General features: G+C 54.5%; 18 protein-coding genes. 10 read left to right on the top strand and 8 right to left on the bottom strand.

What is annotated here, in order from left to right; all coding sequences use genetic code 11:
- The first annotated feature begins 99 nt into the window (after positions 1-99).
- Positions 100-471 (top strand): hypothetical protein, encoded by a 372-nt coding sequence (locus tag EI42_RS14955; RefSeq protein WP_111323370.1) that lies wholly within the window; start codon positions 100-102, stop codon positions 469-471.
- Here EI42_RS14955 and EI42_RS14950 read toward each other — a convergent pair.
- The gene (locus EI42_RS14950; protein ID WP_111323368.1) at positions 436-1632 is read right to left on the bottom strand and encodes an MFS transporter; all 1197 of its coding nucleotides are present in this window, start codon (positions 1630-1632) and stop codon (positions 436-438) included. The genes EI42_RS14955 and EI42_RS14950 overlap by 36 nt on opposite strands.
- 349 nt (positions 1633-1981) lie before the next feature.
- Between EI42_RS14950 and EI42_RS14945 the strand changes: the two genes are divergently transcribed.
- Together EI42_RS14945 and EI42_RS14940 are read left to right on the top strand one after the other, a co-directional pair.
- Positions 1982-3805, top strand: coding sequence for a glycoside hydrolase family 3 protein (locus EI42_RS14945; RefSeq protein WP_111323366.1), 1824 nt, complete (start codon positions 1982-1984; stop codon positions 3803-3805).
- 338 nt (positions 3806-4143) lie between these two features.
- The gene (locus EI42_RS14940) at positions 4144-5649 is read left to right on the top strand and encodes a chitinase (RefSeq protein ID WP_111323364.1); all 1506 of its coding nucleotides are present in this window, start codon (positions 4144-4146) and stop codon (positions 5647-5649) included.
- Between the two features lie 78 nt (positions 5650-5727).
- Here the strand turns inward: EI42_RS14940 and EI42_RS14935 are convergent, their stop codons facing one another.
- From EI42_RS14935 to EI42_RS14920, 4 genes are all read right to left on the bottom strand, one after another.
- The gene (locus EI42_RS14935) at positions 5728-6315 is read right to left on the bottom strand and encodes a GNAT family N-acetyltransferase (protein ID WP_111323362.1); all 588 of its coding nucleotides are present in this window, start codon (positions 6313-6315) and stop codon (positions 5728-5730) included.
- A 189-nt stretch (positions 6316-6504) separates the two neighbouring features.
- Positions 6505-7122 (bottom strand): hypothetical protein, encoded by a 618-nt coding sequence (locus tag EI42_RS14930; RefSeq protein WP_111323360.1) that lies wholly within the window; start codon positions 7120-7122, stop codon positions 6505-6507.
- Between the two features lie 546 nt (positions 7123-7668).
- Positions 7669-8925: a Gfo/Idh/MocA family protein gene (locus EI42_RS14925; protein WP_111323358.1), complete on the bottom strand. Its 1257-nt coding sequence runs from the start codon at positions 8923-8925 to the stop codon at positions 7669-7671.
- Positions 8926-9583: 658 nt separating this feature from the next.
- Positions 9584-10171, bottom strand: a complete 588-nt coding sequence (locus EI42_RS14920) for a class IV adenylate cyclase (protein WP_111323356.1) — start codon at positions 10169-10171, stop codon at positions 9584-9586.
- 390 nt (positions 10172-10561) lie between these two features.
- On the opposite strand from EI42_RS14920, the gene EI42_RS14915 reads away from it, so the two are divergent.
- The 5 genes from EI42_RS14915 (at position 10562) to EI42_RS14890 (ending at position 16796) form a co-directional block, all read left to right on the top strand.
- Positions 10562-11407, top strand: coding sequence for a CPBP family intramembrane glutamic endopeptidase (locus EI42_RS14915; protein ID WP_111323354.1), 846 nt, complete (start codon positions 10562-10564; stop codon positions 11405-11407).
- A gap of 171 nt (positions 11408-11578) precedes the next feature.
- Positions 11579-12064, top strand: coding sequence for an aminoacyl-tRNA deacylase (locus EI42_RS14910; RefSeq protein WP_111323352.1), 486 nt, complete (start codon positions 11579-11581; stop codon positions 12062-12064).
- 398 nt (positions 12065-12462) lie between these two features.
- A complete protein-coding gene (gene lacZ, locus EI42_RS14900) occupies positions 12463-15549 on the top strand; it encodes a beta-galactosidase, LacZ type (protein WP_111323348.1) in 3087 nt (1028 codons plus the stop codon).
- Positions 15550-15693: 144 nt separating this feature from the next.
- On the top strand, positions 15694-16275 hold the full coding sequence (locus EI42_RS14895; RefSeq protein WP_170142639.1) for a lysophospholipid acyltransferase family protein: 582 nt from the start codon (positions 15694-15696) through the stop codon (positions 16273-16275).
- A 77-nt stretch (positions 16276-16352) separates the two neighbouring features.
- Entirely contained in the window at positions 16353-16796 is a 444-nt protein-coding gene (locus tag EI42_RS14890) for an NUDIX hydrolase (protein WP_111323344.1), read from the top strand.
- 1 nt (position 16797) lies between these two features.
- Here EI42_RS14890 and EI42_RS14885 read toward each other — a convergent pair whose 3' ends face one another.
- Entirely contained in the window at positions 16798-18195 is a 1398-nt protein-coding gene (locus tag EI42_RS14885) for an MBL fold metallo-hydrolase (RefSeq protein WP_111323342.1), read from the bottom strand.
- Between the two features lie 137 nt (positions 18196-18332).
- Between EI42_RS14885 and EI42_RS14880 the strand changes: the two genes are divergently transcribed.
- Positions 18333-19250, top strand: coding sequence for a LysR family transcriptional regulator (locus EI42_RS14880; protein WP_111323340.1), 918 nt, complete (start codon positions 18333-18335; stop codon positions 19248-19250).
- A gap of 13 nt (positions 19251-19263) precedes the next feature.
- Complete coding sequence (locus EI42_RS14875; RefSeq protein ID WP_111323338.1) at positions 19264-19992, top strand: CPBP family intramembrane glutamic endopeptidase; 729 nt, start codon at positions 19264-19266, stop codon at positions 19990-19992.
- On the opposite strand, the gene EI42_RS14870 is transcribed toward EI42_RS14875, so the two are convergent.
- Together EI42_RS14870 and iolG are read right to left on the bottom strand one after the other, a co-directional pair.
- A complete protein-coding gene (locus EI42_RS14870) occupies positions 19989-20318 on the bottom strand; it encodes a hypothetical protein (RefSeq protein WP_111323336.1) in 330 nt (109 codons plus the stop codon). The genes EI42_RS14875 and EI42_RS14870 overlap by 4 nt on opposite strands.
- Before the next feature lie 186 nt (positions 20319-20504).
- Positions 20505-21524, bottom strand: coding sequence for an inositol 2-dehydrogenase (gene iolG, locus EI42_RS14865; protein ID WP_111323334.1), 1020 nt, complete (start codon positions 21522-21524; stop codon positions 20505-20507).
- Positions 21525-21542: the final 18 nt, after the last annotated feature.

Below are 21542 nucleotides of genomic sequence, written 5' to 3'. Positions count from 1 at the left end.
TTCTCGTTTTTGTTGAGTGTTGCCCACCTTGCATCTGCTCGCTTCTTTGTTACAATACAGAAAGAGTGCAGAACACACCAGGGAGAAAGCAAAACCAGCATGAAACGACTCGAAGAGCGCCTGCCCCGACGATCCCGGTGGATCAAGGCCGCCATCGCCTTCTACACCATCGGCTTTATCTGCGCCGCCACGCTGATCGGCGTCATTATCGCCCCGCTTTTTATCCTGATCGGCGGCATTCTCCACCTGCTACAATTTCGCTATCCCGTCGAGCGGGTGCAGTGTCTCAATTGTCAGCGTACAATGAAGGTAGAGCCAGAAGTACAGGAATTTCGTTGCCCATACTGCTTCCTCACCCTCACACGTGTGGACAGCACCTGGAAAGCCCTCTATGTACCTGAGGGCGCATTGGAAGCCGCACGGGCTGGCCAGCCTTTACCGTCTGACCAGCAGCGGGATCATCAGGCCTAGTACAATCAGACTCAGGCCGAGCGCCAGCCCCGTGATCTCCATGCCAAGATCACCGAGCCGCCCGATACCGGCATTCAGCGCCATTCCTGCTACCGAAGCAATCAGGGAAACAGTCGAAAGCGCGGTTGCTCTCCCGGTATCTTCCAGGCGCCGGTTCAGCTCGTTCTCTATCACTGGCTGCTGCCATGCCGAAAATGCCACTACTCCCGCTATCGCCAATATCGTTGCAGGAGCCGCTGTTACCAGTGCAAGCACCAGATAACAGCATCCCGAAACGACCCCGGAAAACAGCAAAAGAAGGGGCGTCCCGAGCCGCTTTTGTAGCGTCGCCGTATGCGAAATGAAGAACGTTTGTAGGCCCACCGCCGCCGCCATGATTGGCCCAAACAGGAACACTGGCACATGCACCCTCAACAGGTAAGGCTGATCATACCAGAAGATCGCGTTGATCAATCCAAAGGCCAGCGCCTGCCAGATCCCAAGCGCCACCAGCCCAGGCTGTGAGCGGATAAGTAGCCATGTGTCGCGCACAATCCTCCAGGCAGGCAGACTTGTTTCTCTCGGGACTCGTGATCGGGAACCAAGCAGGCCCAGAGAGGCCACGAAAGCCAGCGCAGAGGGAATAATGCTTACAGCAACAGCGAGCGTTGGGCTGTACGCACCGAAAAAACTTCCGCCGAATAAGCCCAGAAAAAAACCGGCACTGCCTGCGCCACGTAAGAGCGCAAAAGCAGTATTCCCATCTTTTTCTCGTGTCTCTGGCGGAAGCTCATTATACAGTAATGCGCTATCACAACCCGAAATGCAGGCCAGCGACAACCCGCTGATAGCATCAGCCAGCACAAACATCCAGAAATGATGTGCAAAGAGAAAAAGCGGCATATCGATCAGGGCAAGCGCATAGCCCAGGATAATCATAAAACGATGGCCGAAACGATCGGCAAGAATACTCGACGGCAATTCCGCCAGCAGAATGGCACCGGAGAGCACTGTTTCCAGCAAGAAAATCTCGGTATAGTTGAGGCCCCGCTGCTGCTGAAACAGCACGATAGTCGTGGAATAGAAAAAGAGATTCGCGAAAAAGTGCGAAACAACCAGCCAGCGAATCACTGGCACACGCATAAATGCGCGAAAAGACGTCAGGCGACGCGAAAAAAACACAGTTTCCTCCTCCTGATACTCGTACACAACGCTTCAATGCTTGCTACAAGAGCATCAGGGAGGAGAGCGCGTTCCTTTGGTGCGCCACCAGAATCATATAGGGTGTGGCTGATAGCGAATTCGGTCAAGAAGCATATTTTTGAGTATACCAGAAAAGGGCAGATCTCTCACGCCGCATCAACAAAAATCCCCCCTTGACACATTACCTCATCCGGCCTTATAGTTATCTATGTTACACGTGTAACGCCTGGTAGAAGAGTGACTTGCCCCACAGACCGTATACCCCTCCTCTCGTTTCACAGTCGAGCGAAAAGAGCTACGGTCAGGCGCAATACAAGGAGAAACGACTATGACCGTCAAAACATTGAAAACCGACGATGGTTTTGAATTTCGCGATCTGAACAAAAATGGTCGCCTGGACCCCTACGAAGACCCCCGCCGCCCAATTGAGGAGCGCGTTGAAGACCTGCTCTCTCAGATGACGCTCGAAGAGAAAGCAGGCATGCTCTTTCAAACGATGATCGGCATGAACCCCGATGGGACGCTGAAGGAAGCGGTCGAAGATATGAACCCGGTTCCGACCAGCGAAATGGTCAAGGGGCGCCTGATGAACCACTTCAACGTGCTCGCGATCACTGACCCCAAAAGCACCGCCGAGTGGCACAACCGCCTTCAGGCGCTCGCGGAGGAAACCCGCCTCGGCATCCCGGTGACTATTTCATCCGATCCGCGCCACGCCTTCAGCAACAACCCGCTTGCCAGCTTAATGACGCAATCCTTCTCGCAGTGGCCCGAACCAATCGGCCTGGCGGCTCTCGACAATCCCGAGCTTGTTCAGCGCTTCGCAGACATCGCGCGACAGGAATACCTCGCGGTCGGCATTCGCGTCGCGCTGCACCCGCAGATCGACCTGGCGACCGAGCCCCGTTGGAGCCGCATCAGTGGCACCTTTGGCGAGGATGCGGAGCTGACATCGCGCATGGTTGCCGCCTATATTCGCGGCTTCCAGGGTGAAGAGGTTGGCCCGGAAAGCGTTGCCTGCATGACCAAGCACTTCCCCGGTGGTGGTCCGCAGAAAGATGGAGAAGACCCACACTTCTCATATGGCAAAGATCAGGTATACCCTGGCAACAATTTTGAGTATCATCTGAAACCCTTCGAGGCTGCATTCAAGGCCGGTACCTCGCAGATCATGCCCTACTATGGCCGCCCGCTTGGTCTCGACAACATCGAAGAAGTTGGCTTTGGCTTCAACAAGGACGTCATCACTGGCCTTTTACGCGAAAGATATGGTTTTGACGGCATTGTCTGTACTGACTGGGGTCTGCTGACAGATGCACAGATGGATGGTTTTGTCTTTGAGGCTCGCGCCTGGGGAGTCGAGCATCTGAGCACCGAGGAACGTGCTAAGAAGGCGCTGGATGCCGGTGTAGACCAATTCGGCGGCGAGGCATGCCCCGAGGTTATCGTGAAACTCGTTCGCAGCGGCCAGATCCCGGAGAGCCGCCTTGATGTTTCGGTTCGTCGCCTGCTTCGCGAGAAGTTCCGTCTGGGGCTGTTCGACAACCCCTATGTCGATGCAGAAGCGGCACCTTCTATCGTCGGCAAGCCCGAGTTCCGCGCTGCTGGAGAGCAGGCACAGCGTAAAGCATTCGTCCTGCTGAAGAACAGCGAACATATCCTGCCGCTTCAGAAACGGCCCGGGCTCAAGATCTATATTGAGAACATCGCCCCGGAGGCCGCACGCGAGTATGGGGACGTGGTTTCCTCGCCCGCCGAAGCGGATATCGCTATTCTGCGCCTGCAAGCTCCCTACGAGCAGCGCGATGGCATGTTCCTTGAGCGTCTCTTCCACACCGGTGACCTGAGCTTCCCGGAGGCAGAGAAACAGCGCATCCTGTCCGTGCTGAAGCAGGTTCCGACCGTGGTTGATATCTTCCTGGATCGCCCGGCTGTCATTCCTGAAATCGCGGAACACAGCGCCGCCCTGCTTGCGAACTTTGGCGCAAACGACCGGGCGCTGCTCGACGTTGTCTTCGGCCATGCCGCTCCTGAAGGGAAGCTGCCCTTCGAGCTCCCCTCATCAATGGAGGCAGTGCTGAAGCAGAAGCCAGACGTGCCATACGATTCGGAATCGCCGCTCTTCCCCTTCGGCTTTGGCCTTTCCTACTAATACTTGCAAGCGAGCAGGTGCAGCTCGGCTTTTCGGGCTGCACCTTTTTCGCGACATGGCTCAAGTCATGTCTTCTCCTGGATCTTTTCATAAATAGAGGAAAAACCAGCCTCATGGTAGCGGGCAACTCGCACCAGCGGAATTTCTCAGGCCCGTTTCATCCATTTTCCCCTCTATTGGTATAGACATCTTGACAATAAGACCTGAATAGACTATGCTTTTTACAGAACCTGAAGTGCAACCGTACAGGGAAGTGCATCTTTCGTATATTGTTCAATGAAGCATGGATCAACCTGCCCTGCTAGCGGGTTGAGCACATGGCTGCAAGGAGAGCTCCCATGTTGCGTTCATCTCGTCCTGTTCTACTGACTTCAGTCGTGCTCCTGCTGCTCGTTGGCAGTGTTGTCAGCATGATCTTCTCACACATCAGCGTCACGGCTCAGGCTGCCGCCGCGAACCTCGTAAACAATCCCGGCTTTGAAACGGGGAATCTCAATGGCTGGTCCTGCGAGGCGGGAAGCGGCATCGTGAACAGCCCGGTTCATAGCGGCTCGTACGCGCTTCAGCTCCAGCCCGGCAGTTCAAACACCGGGCAATGCACTCAGACCATCAGTGTGCAACCCAACCAATCCTACACCCTCAGCGCCTACGTCAACGGAGCTTACGCATTCCTGGGCGCAAACGGCTACAGCAACGCCTGGACAAGCAGCACCAGTTATACTCTCCTCACCTATACCTTTACGTCAAACTCCTCGACCGTCACGATCTACATTCACGGCTGGTATGGTCAGGGCAGCGTCTACGTCGATGATGTCTCGTTAAGCGGCCCGGCAGGCCCTGCGACACCAACTCAACAACCGACCAACACGCCAACCAGTACACCAACCCAGCAACCGACCAACACGCCAACCCCTTCACCCACGCCCTGTCAGAACTGCAACAGCGACCTTCCCAAACATATCTTAACGGGCTACTGGCAGGATTTCGTGAACGGCGCAAAGGCCATGCGTCTGAGCGACGTGAACCCGAACTATGACCTGATCGCTGTCGCCTTCGCGGATGCCGATCCATCCAAACCTGGTGGCGTTCTCTTCAGAATCGACTCGGGACTTTCATCCGCACTCGGTGGTTACACTGAGGATCAATTCCGTAATGATATCGCTGCTCTGCACGCAAAGGGCAAAAAGGTCATCATCTCGGTCGGCGGCCAGAATGGCACGGTCAGCGTGGCCGATGCAACCAGCGCCACCAACTTCGCAAATAGCGTCTATGGCCTGATGACCTCCTACGGCTTCGACGGCGTTGACATCGACCTTGAGAACGGTATCAATCCCACCTATATGACCAGCGCACTTCGCCAGCTATCAGCAAAAGCGGGTTCCAAACTGATTATCACAATGGCTCCACAAACGCTTGATATGCAGTCAACTGGCAGTGGATATTTCCAGGTTGCGCTGAACATCAAGGATATCCTGACCGTTGTCAATACCCAGTACTACAATTCTGGTAGCATGCTCGGTTGCGATGGAAAAGTCTACAGTCAGGGTACTATCGACTTCATCACCGCGCTGGCCTGCATCCAACTCCAGGGCGGCTTGAGACCGGATCAGATCGGCATCGGCTTCCCGGCAACCTCACAGGCAGCGGGCGGCGGCTACGTCTCGCCCTCAGTTGTGAATGCCGCGCTTGATTGCCTGGCCAAAGGGACGAACTGTGGCTCCTTCAAACCATCAACAACCTATCCGGGCATCCGCGGCGCGATGGATTGGTCCATCAACTGGGATGCAACCGGCGGCTACAACTTCGCAAACACCGTCAAACCGCACCTGAACACTTTACCGTAGCCGTACTTCTTGCTACTCCCGACCTGGAAGGGTGGTCCGGCACAGGGGACCACCCTTTTATCATGGCATGATAGCGCTTTACATCAGCTTTCGTGTCCATTTGAGATAGCGCTGATCCTGTATCTGCACCTCACCATCAGGCTGAAAACCGGCCCGTCGCACAACCCCAAGCGACGGCCCGTTATCCGGCGCAATATGAGCATACAGACAAGCGTACCCCGCATCTTGAGCCACCTGACAGAGCGCCACAACAGCGTTGGTCATCACGCCCCGGCTTGTAACGCTGGCCCAGTAGCCTATCTCTGCCGCACCTGGATCAGCCGATTTAATATCGAGCGCAGCAACAATCTGCCCCTGCGGATCTCGCACCACAAAAACAAACCATTCCCACTTTGCCCAGCCCTCACGCGCCCAGAGCAGAAAAGCCTCCGCATGCGCACGGGTGTACGGTTGCCCATGCAATCTGTTCCGAAAGAGGCGCTCATAGATCAACTCCTCATTACAGATCGCCTCAAGCCGCTCTGCATCGCTTTCGGAGCATCCATCTTCAAGCGACTGAAGCATATAATGAGACTCTACCAACTCGCTATTCGGCACCCCATATCGCGTGATGGCCCGGCGAACCGGCAGTTCAAATCGGGGGAACCGTTTCTTTTCTTCCTGCATATTTTCCTTTCTTTCGCAGCTACATCGAACGCAACTCCATAGAATCAGCCTGCCACCCCGGCATGAATGCGCCACAGGAGCGCCCTCTGTTGAATGACTACGCAGGCAGGCCCCTCCATCACCACTCACGCACAGAGGGAGAGGAAGCGACGCCACGCGCCTGTAGCGCCGCTTCACAGCATCATCTTCTTAAGCCTGCACGCCTCCCGGATACAGTGGCTGATTCCCAGGAACCTGATTCGCTTGATGGAACATCTGGTGCCTCTGCAAGATCTGCTCAAAGAGAGGACCGGGCTTACCAAATCGCTGATCGAGCTCATACTGACGCTCTTGCCCGCTATAGGCATCTATCACTCTCAACTTCACATTTGCGTTCTGATCCTGTATCACCTGCAACCCCTGTGGAGGAATCGCGGCGAAATCGAGCACAATAGGCTCCTTCTCTGCCAGATCGATCACGACGCCCTCAGGCATTATCACAACACAGTGCTGTTCAAGCGCTGCTAGATTCCGAATCGCTCTATACAGAGCATAGATTATACAACAGGCAATAAAGATCAATACAACATTATCAATTATTTTCCATGTTTGATCAGAAATAGCTTCCAGAAATGCCAGAATGCGCAGCACAACAACGAACTCATCTTGCAGGTTGAACCAGACAAGAAAGCCAAGAACGAGCAACAGGAAAAAACCGCTTCCGATCGCTTCTCGAATAAAATGCCCCTTGTCGGCACGCACTACATGCCAGGTGAGAGGATGCTGTCCCGACTTCGCGGCTGCCAGGACATGTGGAGCAGAAATCATACCAATGCCCTCCGAAAAAATGATTATAACATCAGGGAGAGAACTTCATGTTTCCGGGAAGTGGCCTCCTTGCATGGGTCAGCATCGCTTTGACGCTGCCCTCCCGTCCCTGCGAACACTCACTTATTCGTATCTGCCAGCTTGTTTGTGGTAAAAAAGATGATGTATATTGATACAGGATTTCCCTTTTCCACCCATCTTCTCTTCAGGAAGGAAATGGCCAAATTTTCCGCTGGTTTCTTCTTTCTATGCCCATATCTCCCATTTCCCTACGGATCACAGGCGCTACCCCTCCTCATACCGTCCATCTCTCGGAGGAGAAAGATCTGCATATTCGATATCGCCTATTATACGGCATTCTTTCTCGCCTCACAATACTTCTGTCGAACAATAGTACTTTTTCTTGAACTTCTTTTCTCATCGCCGGCTCACCGCCAGCTACTCGTTAAGCCTCCAGTACCTGTAAAAACGCGAAAGCAGGGAATGTCGACAACATCCCCTGCCCCTGAACGAGAAAACAATGATAGCTTGCTAACAAGGACTTGATCACCCTATCCTGACAACCTGATTCGTCAGGCGTGCCTGCTCGGCTGCAAACACGGTCAAATGGGTCTCAAGGGTCTCCTCCGGCCCCGAGAGCACCTTACCGGGATCATTCCTGGCGACAGCAGCGACAAAGTGCTGCATCAGCCCATAGTCGCCACCGCCGTGGCCACTCAAGGCCGTCTCAGGCCGCTGGATCGGGATCTCACGCGTTGTCTGAGTCAGGAAATCGTAGTGCACAATGCGCTCACCATTGCCGCGCAACTCGCCACGCGTGCCAAATAGAATAGTCTCGCGGTCGCGCTGCTCGCTGGTCGAGATCATCGTAAAAGAGGCTGTCACCCCGTTCTCGTACGCCAGATTGACGACCTGATGGTCAACCACGTCGTTATCACACTCGTAGACACAACGCCCATACGGTCCCTCTGCAAGCGCTTTGAGCACCCCTTCCTCGGTAAAATCGGTAGTAATAACATCAATCGGCCAGCCAGTATTCTGCTTCCGTATTTGATCCAGATAAAAGCGCTTTGCGGAATACGGGCATTTCGCCTCAAAAGAGCAGTCAAGGCAACGGAGTGCAGTACCCGCCTCCACAGGCTTCTGTTCTTTCCGGAAATGAAGCAAGGAACCAAACGACGACACCTGTACACAACGCGCACCAATCATGTAACGCAGCCAATCGATATCATGGCAGGACTTGGCAAGCAGCATGAACGACGATTCCGCCGTGTTGCGCCAGTTACCCCGCACATACGAATGCGCATAGTGCCAGAAGCCAACCGGCTCCAGATGCTGGATGCTGACCAGATCACCGATCACCCCCGCATCCAGCACCGCCTTGAGCTGCTGCGTGTAGGCTGTATAGCGCAACACATGTCCAACAGCAAAAAGCACCTTATGCTTCTGTATCGCCTCGACAATGCGTCGACAGCTCTCGGCATCGGGAGCCATCGGCTTCTCAAGCAGGATCGCATAGCCCTTCGCAGCGAACGCCAGCGTGGGTTCAAGGTGGTCGGCGTCCTGAGTCGCGATCACAACTGCATCGGCACATTTCGGTCTCTCAATCAGATCGCGCCAATCGGTATATACATTCTCGGGCGCGATCGCATGCTGCTCAACCAGGCGAGTACGATAGGCCTCACGCGGCTCTGCAACAGCCACAACACGAGCCAGATCAGGGTGTTCCAGCGCGTAGGCTGCATAGCGCGTTCCTCTACTTCCTGCACCGACAATGAGAATTTCTACTGGTTTTCCCTCCATAGATTCTTTTTCCTCTCTAGCTGCTTCTCTCATAAAAAGACGTTGCTTCAATCAGGTCGCATTCTCTGGATAGACAACGTTTCCTACCCACCAGGCAAAAACGGTGCACAACAGGTTCAAGGCCGCCTGACCGGCTTCTACTGGCAAGTATGAAATAAATTCGACTGGCCGTCAATAGCAGAACAAGCAAATGAACAAATGAATAGATACACCGGCGCTGGTACAGTGTCCAGCCAATGCAGAAATAGAGGAATGCCTTCAAGAAAGAGATACAGAGTCGCTCCCGGCAAAAAAGAAGCCAGGCACATTGACCCGGCTTCCATGAGCCTGGAAGGCGACTTTATTGCTTTTTTCATAGGTGCAGCAGCTCTTTTCGGATCCGCTTACCGCCGTTCTTGCGCCAAGCTTCCGCGCTCCGATCCACCGCAAGGCTGCTTCCCTCGAATCAGAGGATAGAAGGTATCGTCGAAGATCTGATCAAGCCTCGGGCCTTGCTTCGACCCGGTTGTTGGCGCTTCAGCAAAAGCAAATAGAGCAGAACGAAGAGCGTATAGCATGTTCCTGGTCGACCTCATAGCAGAAAGAAGCTCCACCTCGATCTGAGAAGAGATATCGAGCGCTTGCTATACGCATACACAAAATGTGAAAGAAAGTTCCATTATTTGATGAAACGCAAAATAGGATTCTCACAGGTAAACATCAACAATGGAATCTCACGCTGAATAACCTCAGGAGAAATACCGTATTGTCTGGCGTACAATCTATCTATAGAGCAGAAAAGAGCATCCTCATAAGGCAAGGCAAGCTTTTCTGCCGCCGCTCGCACCGAGCGCTCACACCGCCCTTCAATCTCAACAAAAGGCTCAAGAAATGGCCAGGTATCAAGCGTCACAGTCACCTCATCCAGCGTCCAGATCTCGCGCAGATTCTCCTGATAGGCCCGCTTACGGCAACCGAGCATCCCGAGCATGGTTTCAGCTAACTGAAAATTATCAACCTGTAGCTCAAGCTCCTGCTGACCCTCAATCGTTTGTTGCTTCACCACCTTCAGTGTCAGCGTGACACGATCCCCCTCATCGCGCAAACGGAGCCAGCCGCCGGGAATTTCGCGCCCCCGGGGCAGATCAAAGACACAGCGAGATTGCCGGAATTCAGGCTTCACTAACTGCGCCTGGCACCCCTGCAAGCGCTGCCTCATCTGGTCCTTATCGATGTTCGGAAACGTCGCCTCATATTCTGTACGCATTGTTTCTTCCTCTACACAATTAAAGGGATAATTTCAACTGAATAACAGTATATACCAAAACAGCCCGCATGAAACCCGCTCTCCTCTGAAGGTACCGGCCGAGCGCAGCAAAGAACCGGAGATGCAGGAATAGTGCAGCCCAGACTCCAGAAAAGGACGAACGCCTTGCTGGAAAAATCGAGCGCGCGGATCCGTTTTATCTGGAAGGTTGCTGCATTCACCCCTTTATTTGCTCCATACAGCCCTCTTTGCCGTCCTTTCAAGGCCATTTTTGCACCTGTTATCTGCGCCTATACTCCATTCAGCCGAATTTTATAGCGTAGTTGCATCACATGATGATATACTTACTTCAAAGCGATACAGTGATATACCCATAAAAGGAGATGAGATATGGGAACAGATGTACTGTCACATAGCAGCAAAGAATTTCAGGAAAATCCAAATAGTATCGAAGCATTGAAGCAAAAGGTGCGTGATGGACGCATTCGCCCGCTCTGGCCGCTCCTGATGAACTTCATTCGCCTTCCGCTGGTACTCATCGGCATTCTGCTTGCGTACCTGCTCTTTTCAGCGCTGCACAGCAAGCAAGCGTTCTCTATGGCGATGCTATCCAGCAACGTGACCATCACCTTCACCGCCGACCTCGTCTGCGTGCTGCTGCTGCGCTGGCTGACGCACCGAGAGGGGCTGCGGCTACGCGACCTGTTCGGCATTGAGCGAAACAAGCTCCTGCGTGATATCCTGCTTGGACTCTTGCTTTTCGTGCTCCTCTTCGTCTGTCTGTATATTGCGAACACCATCGCGGCCCTGCTGGTCTATGGGCCAACCGCCTTCAGCACGCCCCGGAGCGCCACGAGCGGCTACGATGCCAGCACGCTCCCCATCGTCACAGGCATCTTTCTATTCAGCACGTTCATTTCGCCGCTGACCATTGGCATCGCCGAAGAGCTTACCTACCGCGCATATGCTTTTCCGCGCCTGATCGCGCTCACCGGGCGCCTCTGGCCAGCGCTGCTGCTCAGTGCGCTTGGCTTCGGCGTCCAGCACATCGCCTTTGCCCTGACCGGCTGGCAGGATGCGCTTGCTCGTTTCCTGGGCATGTTCCTGATGGCTCCCGTCTTCTGCCTGCTCTACCTCAAAATGAAGCGGCTGCTTCCTCTGGTGATAGGACACTGGCTGGTTGACGCGGTTGGCCTGGGGCTCTTCCCGCTTCTCTTTCTGCTCACGCAACAGTAGCCACAACGCTCGGAAGGATCGAATGCTCGGTCCTTCCTCTCCCCAAAAAGAGCCATTTACAGCATTTCTCGAAGAGGGTATAAAAAAGGAGAGAGCGTACCGCTTTTTCAGATTCCTTTTTTCTTGTATTTCTGTGAGCGGTCAATAGAAATAGAGGAGGAGCAAACGCTGATGGCAAAAGCGACCCGCACTATGGCTATGCGTCTACTCGATAGTCGAAAGATTCCATATACACCCTATTACTTTCCCGATACGATTCATAATGCAGAAGAGGTCGCCGCGACAATCGGTGTCAATCCGTCGCAGGTCTTCAAGACGCTCGTAGCGCTGCGCGAGAGGGAAGGAGGTCATCCACTGCTGGTCATTATTCCGGGTAACCTTCAGCTTGATCTCCGTCTGCTTGCTCACGAGCTCGGCACAAAAAGCATTCGCATGGCAACACACGCCGAAGCAGAAAAGCTCACCGGGCTCAAAGTCGGCGGCATCTCGGCGCTGGCCCTGATCAATCGCCCCTTTGATGTCCTGCTTGACGAGCATGCGCGCAATTTCGAACATATCGTGATCAGTGCTGGACAGCGCGGCATCAACCTGCAACTTGCCGTGAGCGAGCTGGTACAATTGACCAACGCCCGGTTTGTCAAAACAACAGAGAAATAGCGATCTTTCCTCTATTTCCGCATAGCACCAGTATCAGACAAACAGAGTGCATCCGGAAAGCAGGCAGCGAACACGGCAGAATATCCACTCAGCGCCATTCAGGTATACGCGAATACAAGGCCTATTGGCTATCGAGAATGAACAGCACTGCCCGCAAGATTCAGTGTGAGTATTGTTGCAAGCAAGCAGTAAAAGATTATATAATGAAGGAGGCAATGGCGCACCATCTGAAGGAAAAGAGCAAAGAAGCGTGAACAGCTCCAAACGGCAACGGCACATTGTACACCAATGCACAGCATATCCTGTTCACAACGTGTGTCATTGTGGTTCAGCGTTATCACCTGGTGCTCATCGAGCGAACGCCAGGACCTTAGCATATCAGGAGTAGAAAATTCTTTATGCAGTATTGGAATACGGATACACCCAGGGACTGGGAAAATCTAGAAATACTCCAACGCAACCGCTTGCCCGATCGAGCATATTTCATTCCGTATCAGGATGAACGCACCGCACTGACATATGATCGCGGCGCCTCCTCCTCCATCCGTCTGCTGAATGGCATGTGGAAATTCCACTATGCAGACGCTCCAGAACACGCGCCAGCAGGCTTTTTCGCGGCAAATTTCGATGTTGCCGCCTGGGACGAAATCGCGGTCCCAGGTTGCTGGCAGCTCCAGGGCTACGGGCGGCCGCACTACACCAACGTTGTGTATCCCTTCCCGGTAGATCCGCCTCATGTGCCAACCGAGAACCCCACTGGCTCATATCGCCGCACCTTCACGATACCCGCAAGCTGGCAGGGACAGCAGATCCGCCTGCGCTTCGAGGGCGTTGATAGTGCATTCCACGTCTGGGTGAATGGGAAAGAGGTCGGCTATAGCCAGGGAAGCCGCCTCCCATCGGAGTTCGACATCACCAACCTGGTCGCTCCAGGCGAGAACAGCGTCTCCGTGCGGGTCTATCAATGGTCCGACGGCTCCTATATCGAAGATCAGGACATGTGGTGGCTCAGCGGCATTTTCCGTGACGTCTATTTGATTGCTATGCCGCCGCTCCACATCGAAGATTATACCGTGCGTACCGAGCTGGACGAGCGCTATCAGGATGCCACTCTACGCGTTCAGGCAAAGCTGGCAGCCGGGCAGGCAGGAAAGCTTGAGGCTCGCTTGCTGGATGCACAGAAGCAACCGGTTGCCTCTACTTCTGCTGCAATTACTGATGAAGTATATCTAGAAATGCCAATCCAGAACCCGCAGAAGTGGACCGCTGAAACACCGTATATATATCATCTTCTCCTGACACTCTATGACGAATGTGGTGCCGTCTCGCAGGTGATCGCACAACGCGTCGGCTTCCGGGCAATAGAGCTGAAAAACGGCAATCTGCTGGTCAACGGCGTGCCGATCATCTTCAAGGGCGTGAACCGCCACGAACATCACCCCGACCTGGGCCGAGCGGTCCCCCTGAGCTGGATGATCGAGGATATTCTGCTGATGAAGCGGCACAATATCAACGCGGTGCGTACCTCACATTACCCCGATGATCCGCGCTTCTACGACCTGTGCGACGAGTACGGCCTGTATATGATCGACGAAACGGACCTCGAATGTCACGGATTCTTCACGACCGGCGATGGCTCCAATCCTGCCGGCTGGACTTCCGATAACCCGGCCTGGGAAGCGGCTTATCTCGATCGCATGCGGCGTATGGTCTACCGCGACAAGAATCATCCAAGCATCATTCTCTGGTCGCTTGGTAACGAGTCGGCCTATGGGCGCAACCACGACGCTATGTACCGCTGGACCAAAGCATATGACCCGACGCGCCTCGTGCACTATGAAAATGATTACGAAGCTCAATCCGCTGATGTCATCGGCTCCATGTATACCCCGATCGATAAGATGATTGAGCTTGGCAAGCGCGACGACCTTGAGAAGCCGCACATCATGACCGAATACGCGCATGCAATGGGCAACGGCCCCGGCGGATTCAAGGAATACTGGGACGCATTTTACACTTATAAGCGTTTGCAGGGCGGCTTTGTCTGGGAATGGCTCGATCATGGCATCAGGCAAACGACGCCCGACGGGAAAACCTACTTTGCCTACGGTGGCGACTTCGGCGAGTATCCACACGACGGTAACTTCGTGATGGACGGGCTTGTCATGGCCGATCGCACCCCTTCGCCCGGTCTGACCGAATACAAGAAAGTCATCGAGCCAGTGCAGGTTGAGGCCGTCGATTTGAAGGCCGGAACCGTGCGCCTGACCAACCGCTACGATTTCGCAAGCCTGGAGCATCTGCGCCTCGATTGGAGCATTGAAGCAGACGGCCAGATACTGCAAGCAGGCACACTGCCACTTCCCGCCATCGCGGCCCGGCAAAGCGAGACCATCACTATTCCGTACGAGTTGCCGAACAATCCGATAAGCGATTACTGGCTGAATCTCAGCTTCCGGCTTGCTACGGCAACGCTCTGGGCGCAGGCTGGGCATGAAGTCGCATGGGAACAGTTCTTAGTGGCTCCTGCCCGGGAACCAGTCAGCGCGCTTTCCTATCGCGACATGGATGAGGTAACCTGTGAAGAGGTCGGCGGCCTGCTCACGATCAGTGGCACCGATTTCAGCATCAGCTTCGACCGCCTCTATGGCGTCATCACTGACTGGACGTTCGCAGGGAAGCGGCTGCTTACCAGAGGCCCGCGTCTGGATGTCTGGCGCGCGCCAACCGATAACGACGTGCATATTGTCCGCAAATGGCGCGAGGCTGGCCTGCACGCACTGACCCATCGTGTCGATGCGCTCTCCTGGCAGCGCGACGCAAGCGGCAAAGCAGTGACCGTGCAGGTGAAGGCTCGGGTTGCGCCGCCCATCTATTCATGGGGGCTGAATTGCACTTACACCTACACCATTTATGGAAGCGGAGATGTCACTGTTGAGCTTCAGGGAGCGCCACAGGGGAAAGCTCCGGAGTCACTGCCCCGGCTTGGTCTCTCGCTCGGGCTCGTCAAGGAGCTGAACGACGTGACATGGTACGGACGCGGCCCCGGCGAATCCTACATTGATACGAAGCTGGCAAACCGCGTCGGCGTGTATCGCAAGAGCGTTGATGAGCTCTTCACGCACTACGAGCGCCCTCAGGAGAACGGCAACCGAACTGACGTCCGCTGGCTCGCTCTGACCGATACGCGCGGTGTTGGCCTGTTCGCCAGTGGCACCCCGCAACTTGATTTCAGCGCCCACTACTATACCGCGCAGGATCTGGAGCGGGTTCCACACGATTGCTACCTTGAGAAGCGCGACGAAGTGATTCTACACCTCGATTATGCGCAGCACGGCATCGGAAGCGCCAGTTGTGGTCCCGAAGCGTGGCCGCAATATCGGCTTCACCTGAAAGACTTCGCGTTCCAGATTCATCTGAAGCCATTCAGCCGGGATCTCACTTCACCTGTTGTCCTGGGCAAACAGCAGATTATTGCTGAATAAAACAGGGATTCGCGGGCAGGGGAATACTCCCTTGCTCGCTTTTTTTATCGAGGTCATCAGTACACAAAAAAAAGATTGCGCTCCTCCCTGCTTCCCTGTATGATACATGCAAACAGCTCAACAAAGGAGAGAAAAGAAACCCACATGTATCGTTTCGTCGCCCTTATTGCCCGTCTTCTCCTTCCACTTTTCTTTCGCATCTCTTTTTCTGGAAGAGAACACGTCCCTTCACAGGGTGGGGCTGTCCTGGCCTGCAATCACGTCTCCTGGCTGGATGTCATCTTTCTGGCCTATGCCGTCCAGCCCCGCCCTGTTCACTATATGGCGAAGAGGGAACTCTTTCAGCATAAGCTCATTGCCCGGTTCCTTCGCTCAATCCATGCTTTCCCGGTAAATCGTGAAAACCCGGGACCAAGCGCCCTCAAGACACCACTCCAGCTCTTGCGTGAGGGCAAGGTAGTCGGCATTTTTCCGGGTGGCACACGTAAAAGCGAGGATATCGCGCTCAAGCAAGGCGCCGTAACGATTGCCCTGCGAGCCGACGTCCCGCTGATCCCTGCACGCTATCGCGGTCCGCTCCGGCTGCGCATCTCATACCTGTTTCGGCGCCCAGAGGTCTCTATCCAATTCATGCCAGCTCTGGAAATGCCGCAGGAGGCTGATCGAAAGCAGACGCAACTGCTTGCAACCCAACGCCTGAGCGAGCTGCTTGGCGGGATAGTATAAAAGTACAGAATAAATCTACATCTGCCAAAACAGTCAGTCTATTTCAATCTAGAAACCGTTGAGAGAAAGCACACATCATGAAGGCGAAGAAACAGACCCGTTTTTCCTTTATTGCTGCCGTTCATCTTTTCCTCATCCAGAATGATCAGGTACTCTTACTCCAGCGCGCCAACACCGGATATGAAGACGGCAATTGGAGCGTGATCGCGGGGCATCTCGATGGAAATGAGGAGGTCAGGGCAGCAATGCAGCGCGAGGCACGCGAGGAAGCAGGCATAGATATCGCGCTACCCGATTTGCAGGTTGTTGGTGTTATGCATCGCAAAGCAGAAGAGGAGCGTATTGACTTCTTCCTCACCGCCCACACCTGGCGGGGGAGCATCACGAACTGTGAGCCGGAAAAATGCTCGGCGCTGCAATGGTATCCCCTCGCGGCACTCCCCTCAAACACCATTCCCTATGTACGCAAGGCGCTTGAGAACTACCGCGAGGGGCGTTGGTTCGATAGCTTTGGCTGGTAGGCTATGCCAGCGGAACCGCTCGCGCCCAGGCGTCAAAGCTCTCCTGCGAGGCCATGACATTCGTCAGACCATGCGCCCGAAGCAGGCTAGCAGCAATATGCGCCCGGTAGCCACTGGCACACTGCGTCACGATCGGTTGCGTACGCGGTAATGCCTCAAGATGCTCCAGGAGCCGTCCCAGAGGGATATGATAGGCATCAAGCAGATGCTGTTGCTGAAACTCGCCGTTATTGCGCACATCCAGGAGCAGCAGCGGCTCCTGCGCGCGTCGTCTAGCGAAGGCCTCAGCGCTAAGAACCGGGAACGGCTCTACAAGCGGCTGGATTGCCTGCTCGTCCCAGTAGCCAGCAATGGCATCTACCCCGATCGAGCGCAGCGCCGGAAGCAAACGCCCAAGCTCTGTGGAATCTGAAACAATCAAGTAGGTTGGTTGATCATAGCGAACCAGCCAGCCAACAAAGGTCACAAAGCTCGCACGATCAGCCGGGATACTGACCGTTCCCGAAACAGCCGCCTGAGTGGAGGCAGGAAGCGGACGCAGGTCAATAATCTGAGCCTGTTCAGCAAGCAGCGCCTCCAACCGATGTGTATCAAGCTGCTGCGGCTCCGCAAGCTCATGCAACAGGGCTGGCCCCTGCTTATTGATCAGTTTCATGCGGGAGAAGTAATGTGGTGGTTCAGGTTGTCCTGCAAGCAGCCAGCGCACGAACTCCTCTTCCTGCTCGATTTGAAATGCTGGATTGAAGCGCTTCTCGTATCCCAGTGTTGTTGATGGAAGGGCTCCCAGAGCCTTACCGCAGGCACTTCCCGCACCGTGTCCCGGCCAGATTTGCAGATAATCCGGCAGGCTCTTCAGCTTCTGCACATTGGCGAACTGCTGCCGTGCGCCCGCTTCTTTGGTTCCTTGCTGTCCAGCAGCCACTTCAAGCAGATCGGGACGCCCCACATCACCGACAAAGAGGAAGTCACCGGTGAAGATGCCCAGTGGCTCATCAGCGCCCGCCGTATCGGTCAGCACAAAAGAGATATGCTCGGGTGTATGACCGGGCGTGTGCATCACCCGAAAGCGCACATTTCCGACCATAAATGTATCATTATCGTGAAGAAGTGCGACGTTTGCTTCATGCGCATAGGCATATTTCCAATCAGCACCGCCCATGTCGCTCAGATAGATGGTTGCGCCACTCTGCGCAGCCAGGTCACGGCTCCCGCTCACAAAATCGGCGTGGATATGCGTTTCGGTCACATGCGTGATACGTAGACCGGCCTGACGAGCCGCCTCAAGGTAGGGGCGCACATCCCGTGCAGGGTCGATCACGATCGCCTCGCCTGTTTGCTGACAGCCCACAAGGTAGGATGCCTGGGCCAGCCGCTCATCATAGAAATACTTGAGAAGCATTGGTTTTCTCCATTCTCACGCTGCGCGTTTCTTCTTGTAGGCTCATTGTAGACCAAAAAGAGGGCAAAAGCTCTCCCAAAAGGGTTATAATAGATATAAGGATTTACTTATGTCATTCGCATTATGGTGGAAGCTCTATGGATCTCTACAAACTGGAAATCTTTGTGCTGGTCGCTCAGGAAGGGAGCCTGAGCAAAGCGGCCACACGTATGTATATGTCGCAGCCAGCAATCAGCCAGCATATACATGAGCTTGAGATGAGCCTGGGCACGCAGCTCTTTCGGCGTGGTCCCCGGGGTGTCGAGCTGACCGCTGCCGGGAAAACGCTGCATACATACGCGCAGGACATTTTGAAGCTGGTCGCCGAGGCAAAGGCCGCGGTAACCGAGGTTGAGCGGCTCTCGCAGGGGCGCCTGCTGATCGGCGCGACGCCCGGTATAGGTGAATACTTTTTGCCGGAGTGGATGCAATCATTCAAGCAGCGCTTCCCACAGGTCACGATCGCGCTTCAGACCGAGGTTACCTCACAACTGCTCATCAGCCTGCTGACCAACCAAATCCATGTAGGGTTCATCGAGGGCGAAATTGAGCCGGAAGAAATGGAAACGCTGGCCCTCTGCCCGCTTCACGAGATCACACACCGGGTCATCGTCGGCCCCAGACATCCCTGGTGGAACCGCACCAGCATCTCATTTCGTGAGCTCAATGGGCAGGCCTTTGTGATGCGTCATCCTGAGTGTCAGGCCCGGACATGGCTTGAGGAGCACTTTCGCGCTTTCGGCATCCGCCCCCATATCGACGCCGAATTCGACAACCTGGAATCAATCAAGCAGGTCGTCAAGAGCGGCACCAGCCTGACCATCCTGCCCGATTACGTCGTTGAGCAGGAACGAATGCTTGAGCAGCTTCACGAGATTACCGTGCAGGAGCGACCAATGCGGCGCATGCTTCAGCTCGTCTGGAACAAACGAGATCCGTTGCCGCCCATCGCCCAACAGTTCCTTCTCCACATGCAAAGCTACTTTCCTCGCCTGGCTGACCTGATGGCCGCGTAAGGATTTACAAGGCATGGATGAGCCACAAAAGCAGATACAAAGCAAGCAGCAACCCTGGCGTTGGAAAGATATCGGATTTATCTTTCTTGCCGCTTTTGTCCTGATCCTTGTGCTTGAAGGGACGCTCTGGGAACTCCTCCCTCCTGACACGCCGCTGCATGCGGTGCGCGTGTATGTGCGCCTGCTTATCACTGGCTGTTCCCTGATCGGCGCCGTCTGTCTGGTAGATCATGTTCGCACACAAATCGTATGGGGACGAGGCGTGTCGTGGCGCGGCTTCGGGCTGGCTCTCGGACTCGCGCTGGCATTGCGTTTGCTCTCGGTGCTTTTTGTACTGCTTATTCATCTGCTGGAAATACAGCTTCATCTGCCGCTACAAACCAGGCATCTTCAACCCTATCTGCTTTCCTGGCATGGCATGATTGCCCTTGCTTTTCTTGTCGGTATCTTGACTCCATTTGCGGAAGAGCTGCTATTTCGTGGTGTGCTCTACACGTTTTTGCGACAACGCTGGAAGCTTGCTCTCAGTACAGGCGTTAATAGCGCGATCTATGCAGTATTACATACTGATCCCTCAGTTATCCCTTTGATTTTCCTGCTAGGCGTTTGCTGTTCCCTCCTCTATGAGTATAGTCGGCGCCTCTGGCTTCCGATTCTGTTACACTCTTTCTATAATCTCAGCGGGCTGCTGATCCTCTTCTCTACAACTATTGAGAGAGAGCAGTTTCCGGCACTCCCCTAGCCCTCTACCTGCTTGCTCACCTCACGGATATAGTGCCGCTGCGCATCCTTTTGATAGGGCTGGATGACAAACGCGCTATGCCGACAGACAGCGCATAGGTCGTCATCCCGCAATTCGCGCTCTTTCAGCCGCTTCAGGGATTGGATATCAAGTCCACACAATGTCTGTGCGCCCCAATCCAGCGTCACATTTTCGCCCATTCGCGTCACTTTTTCCTGAACAATATGCGCTTTCCCCTTTCCCCGATAGAAATGGTAATCATCATGCAAAAGCTGTATAAAAAGATCTTCTCGGGCTGGCTGCTCATGTTCGTGGCCGTGCTCCATAATAGCGCTCTCTCTCTGCCAGTGCTGGCGCGTCATTCTGCCTGCTCGCTTGTACGAAACTCAAGAATATCCTGCATCTATCATAACATCTGTTTACAGTATATTCAATGCTTCAAGAGCAAAGACGCGCTTTAGAGCACCCCGCGAACCGCCATGAGCGCCGATTCAGCCCGAGAAGAGGACACGCTAAGGGATCTCGTCCAGGCGAACAGGCCGCCGCTCCTGGAGAGAACGCTGTGCGGCCAGGGCAAGCGCGACCGGAGCACGACCATCCTCCCCGTTCACCGGCACCGACCGCTGCTGTAACAGCGCCTCTACAAATGCTGCCATCTCTGCATAAAAGCTCTCAGCATAGCGCTCAAGGAAAAAATGCAAAGGCAGATCGCGTCGCACCCCGTGCGCATCCATCAGCGTTGCTGCATTCGGATAGCGGTTATCGGTGTGAATCGCGCCCGCGCTGCCAAGCACCTCTACGCGCTGATCATATCCATAAGCAGTGGAACGACTATTATCAATAGTCGCAATCGCACCATTTGTACACCGCAGTACGGTAATCGCGGCATCGATGTCGCCTATAGCTGCAATATGCGAATCAAGCACCCGCGCCGCCTGCACATATACTTCTTCGACTTCAGCTCCCATGAGGTAGCGAACCATATCAAAATCATGGATTGCCATATCAAGAAAGAGCCCGCCTGAGGTGCGCAGGTACTCCAGAGGCGGCGGCGCAGGGTCACGACTGATAATATGCAACAGACGCGGCTCGCCGATTTCGCCCTGCATTATGGCCCGACGCACCCGCGCATAATTGGCATCGAAGCGGCGATTAAAGCCGACCTGAAGCTGTACCCCCGCCTGCTTGACAGTCTGCACGATTTGATCGATGGTCTCAAGATCCAGCGCGAGCGGCTTTTCACAAAAGATGTGCTTTCCCGCCTTTGCTGCTTCCTGGATAAGCTGTGCATGCGTATGGGTCGATGAGCAGATGACCACTGCCTGGATCTCGGGATGCTGGATCACGTCCTGATAGTTGGCGCTGTATGCCGGGATACCAAACCGTTCTGCACACTGTTGTGCTCTCTCGCCCGAAATATCAGCAACCATCAACAGGCGTGCAGAGGGAATACGGGTTGTAAGATGTTCCACGTGCAGGCACCCAATTCGCCCGGCTCCGATCACCCCCACCTGAAGACACCGGGTTGTCATAGCCGTCGCTCCTTTTCT

The sequence above is a fragment of the Thermosporothrix hazakensis genome (assembly GCF_003253565.1).
Lineage (GTDB): Bacteria > Chloroflexota > Ktedonobacteria > Ktedonobacterales > Ktedonobacteraceae > Thermosporothrix > Thermosporothrix hazakensis.
This window is presented reverse-complemented; position numbering and strand designations above follow the sequence as displayed.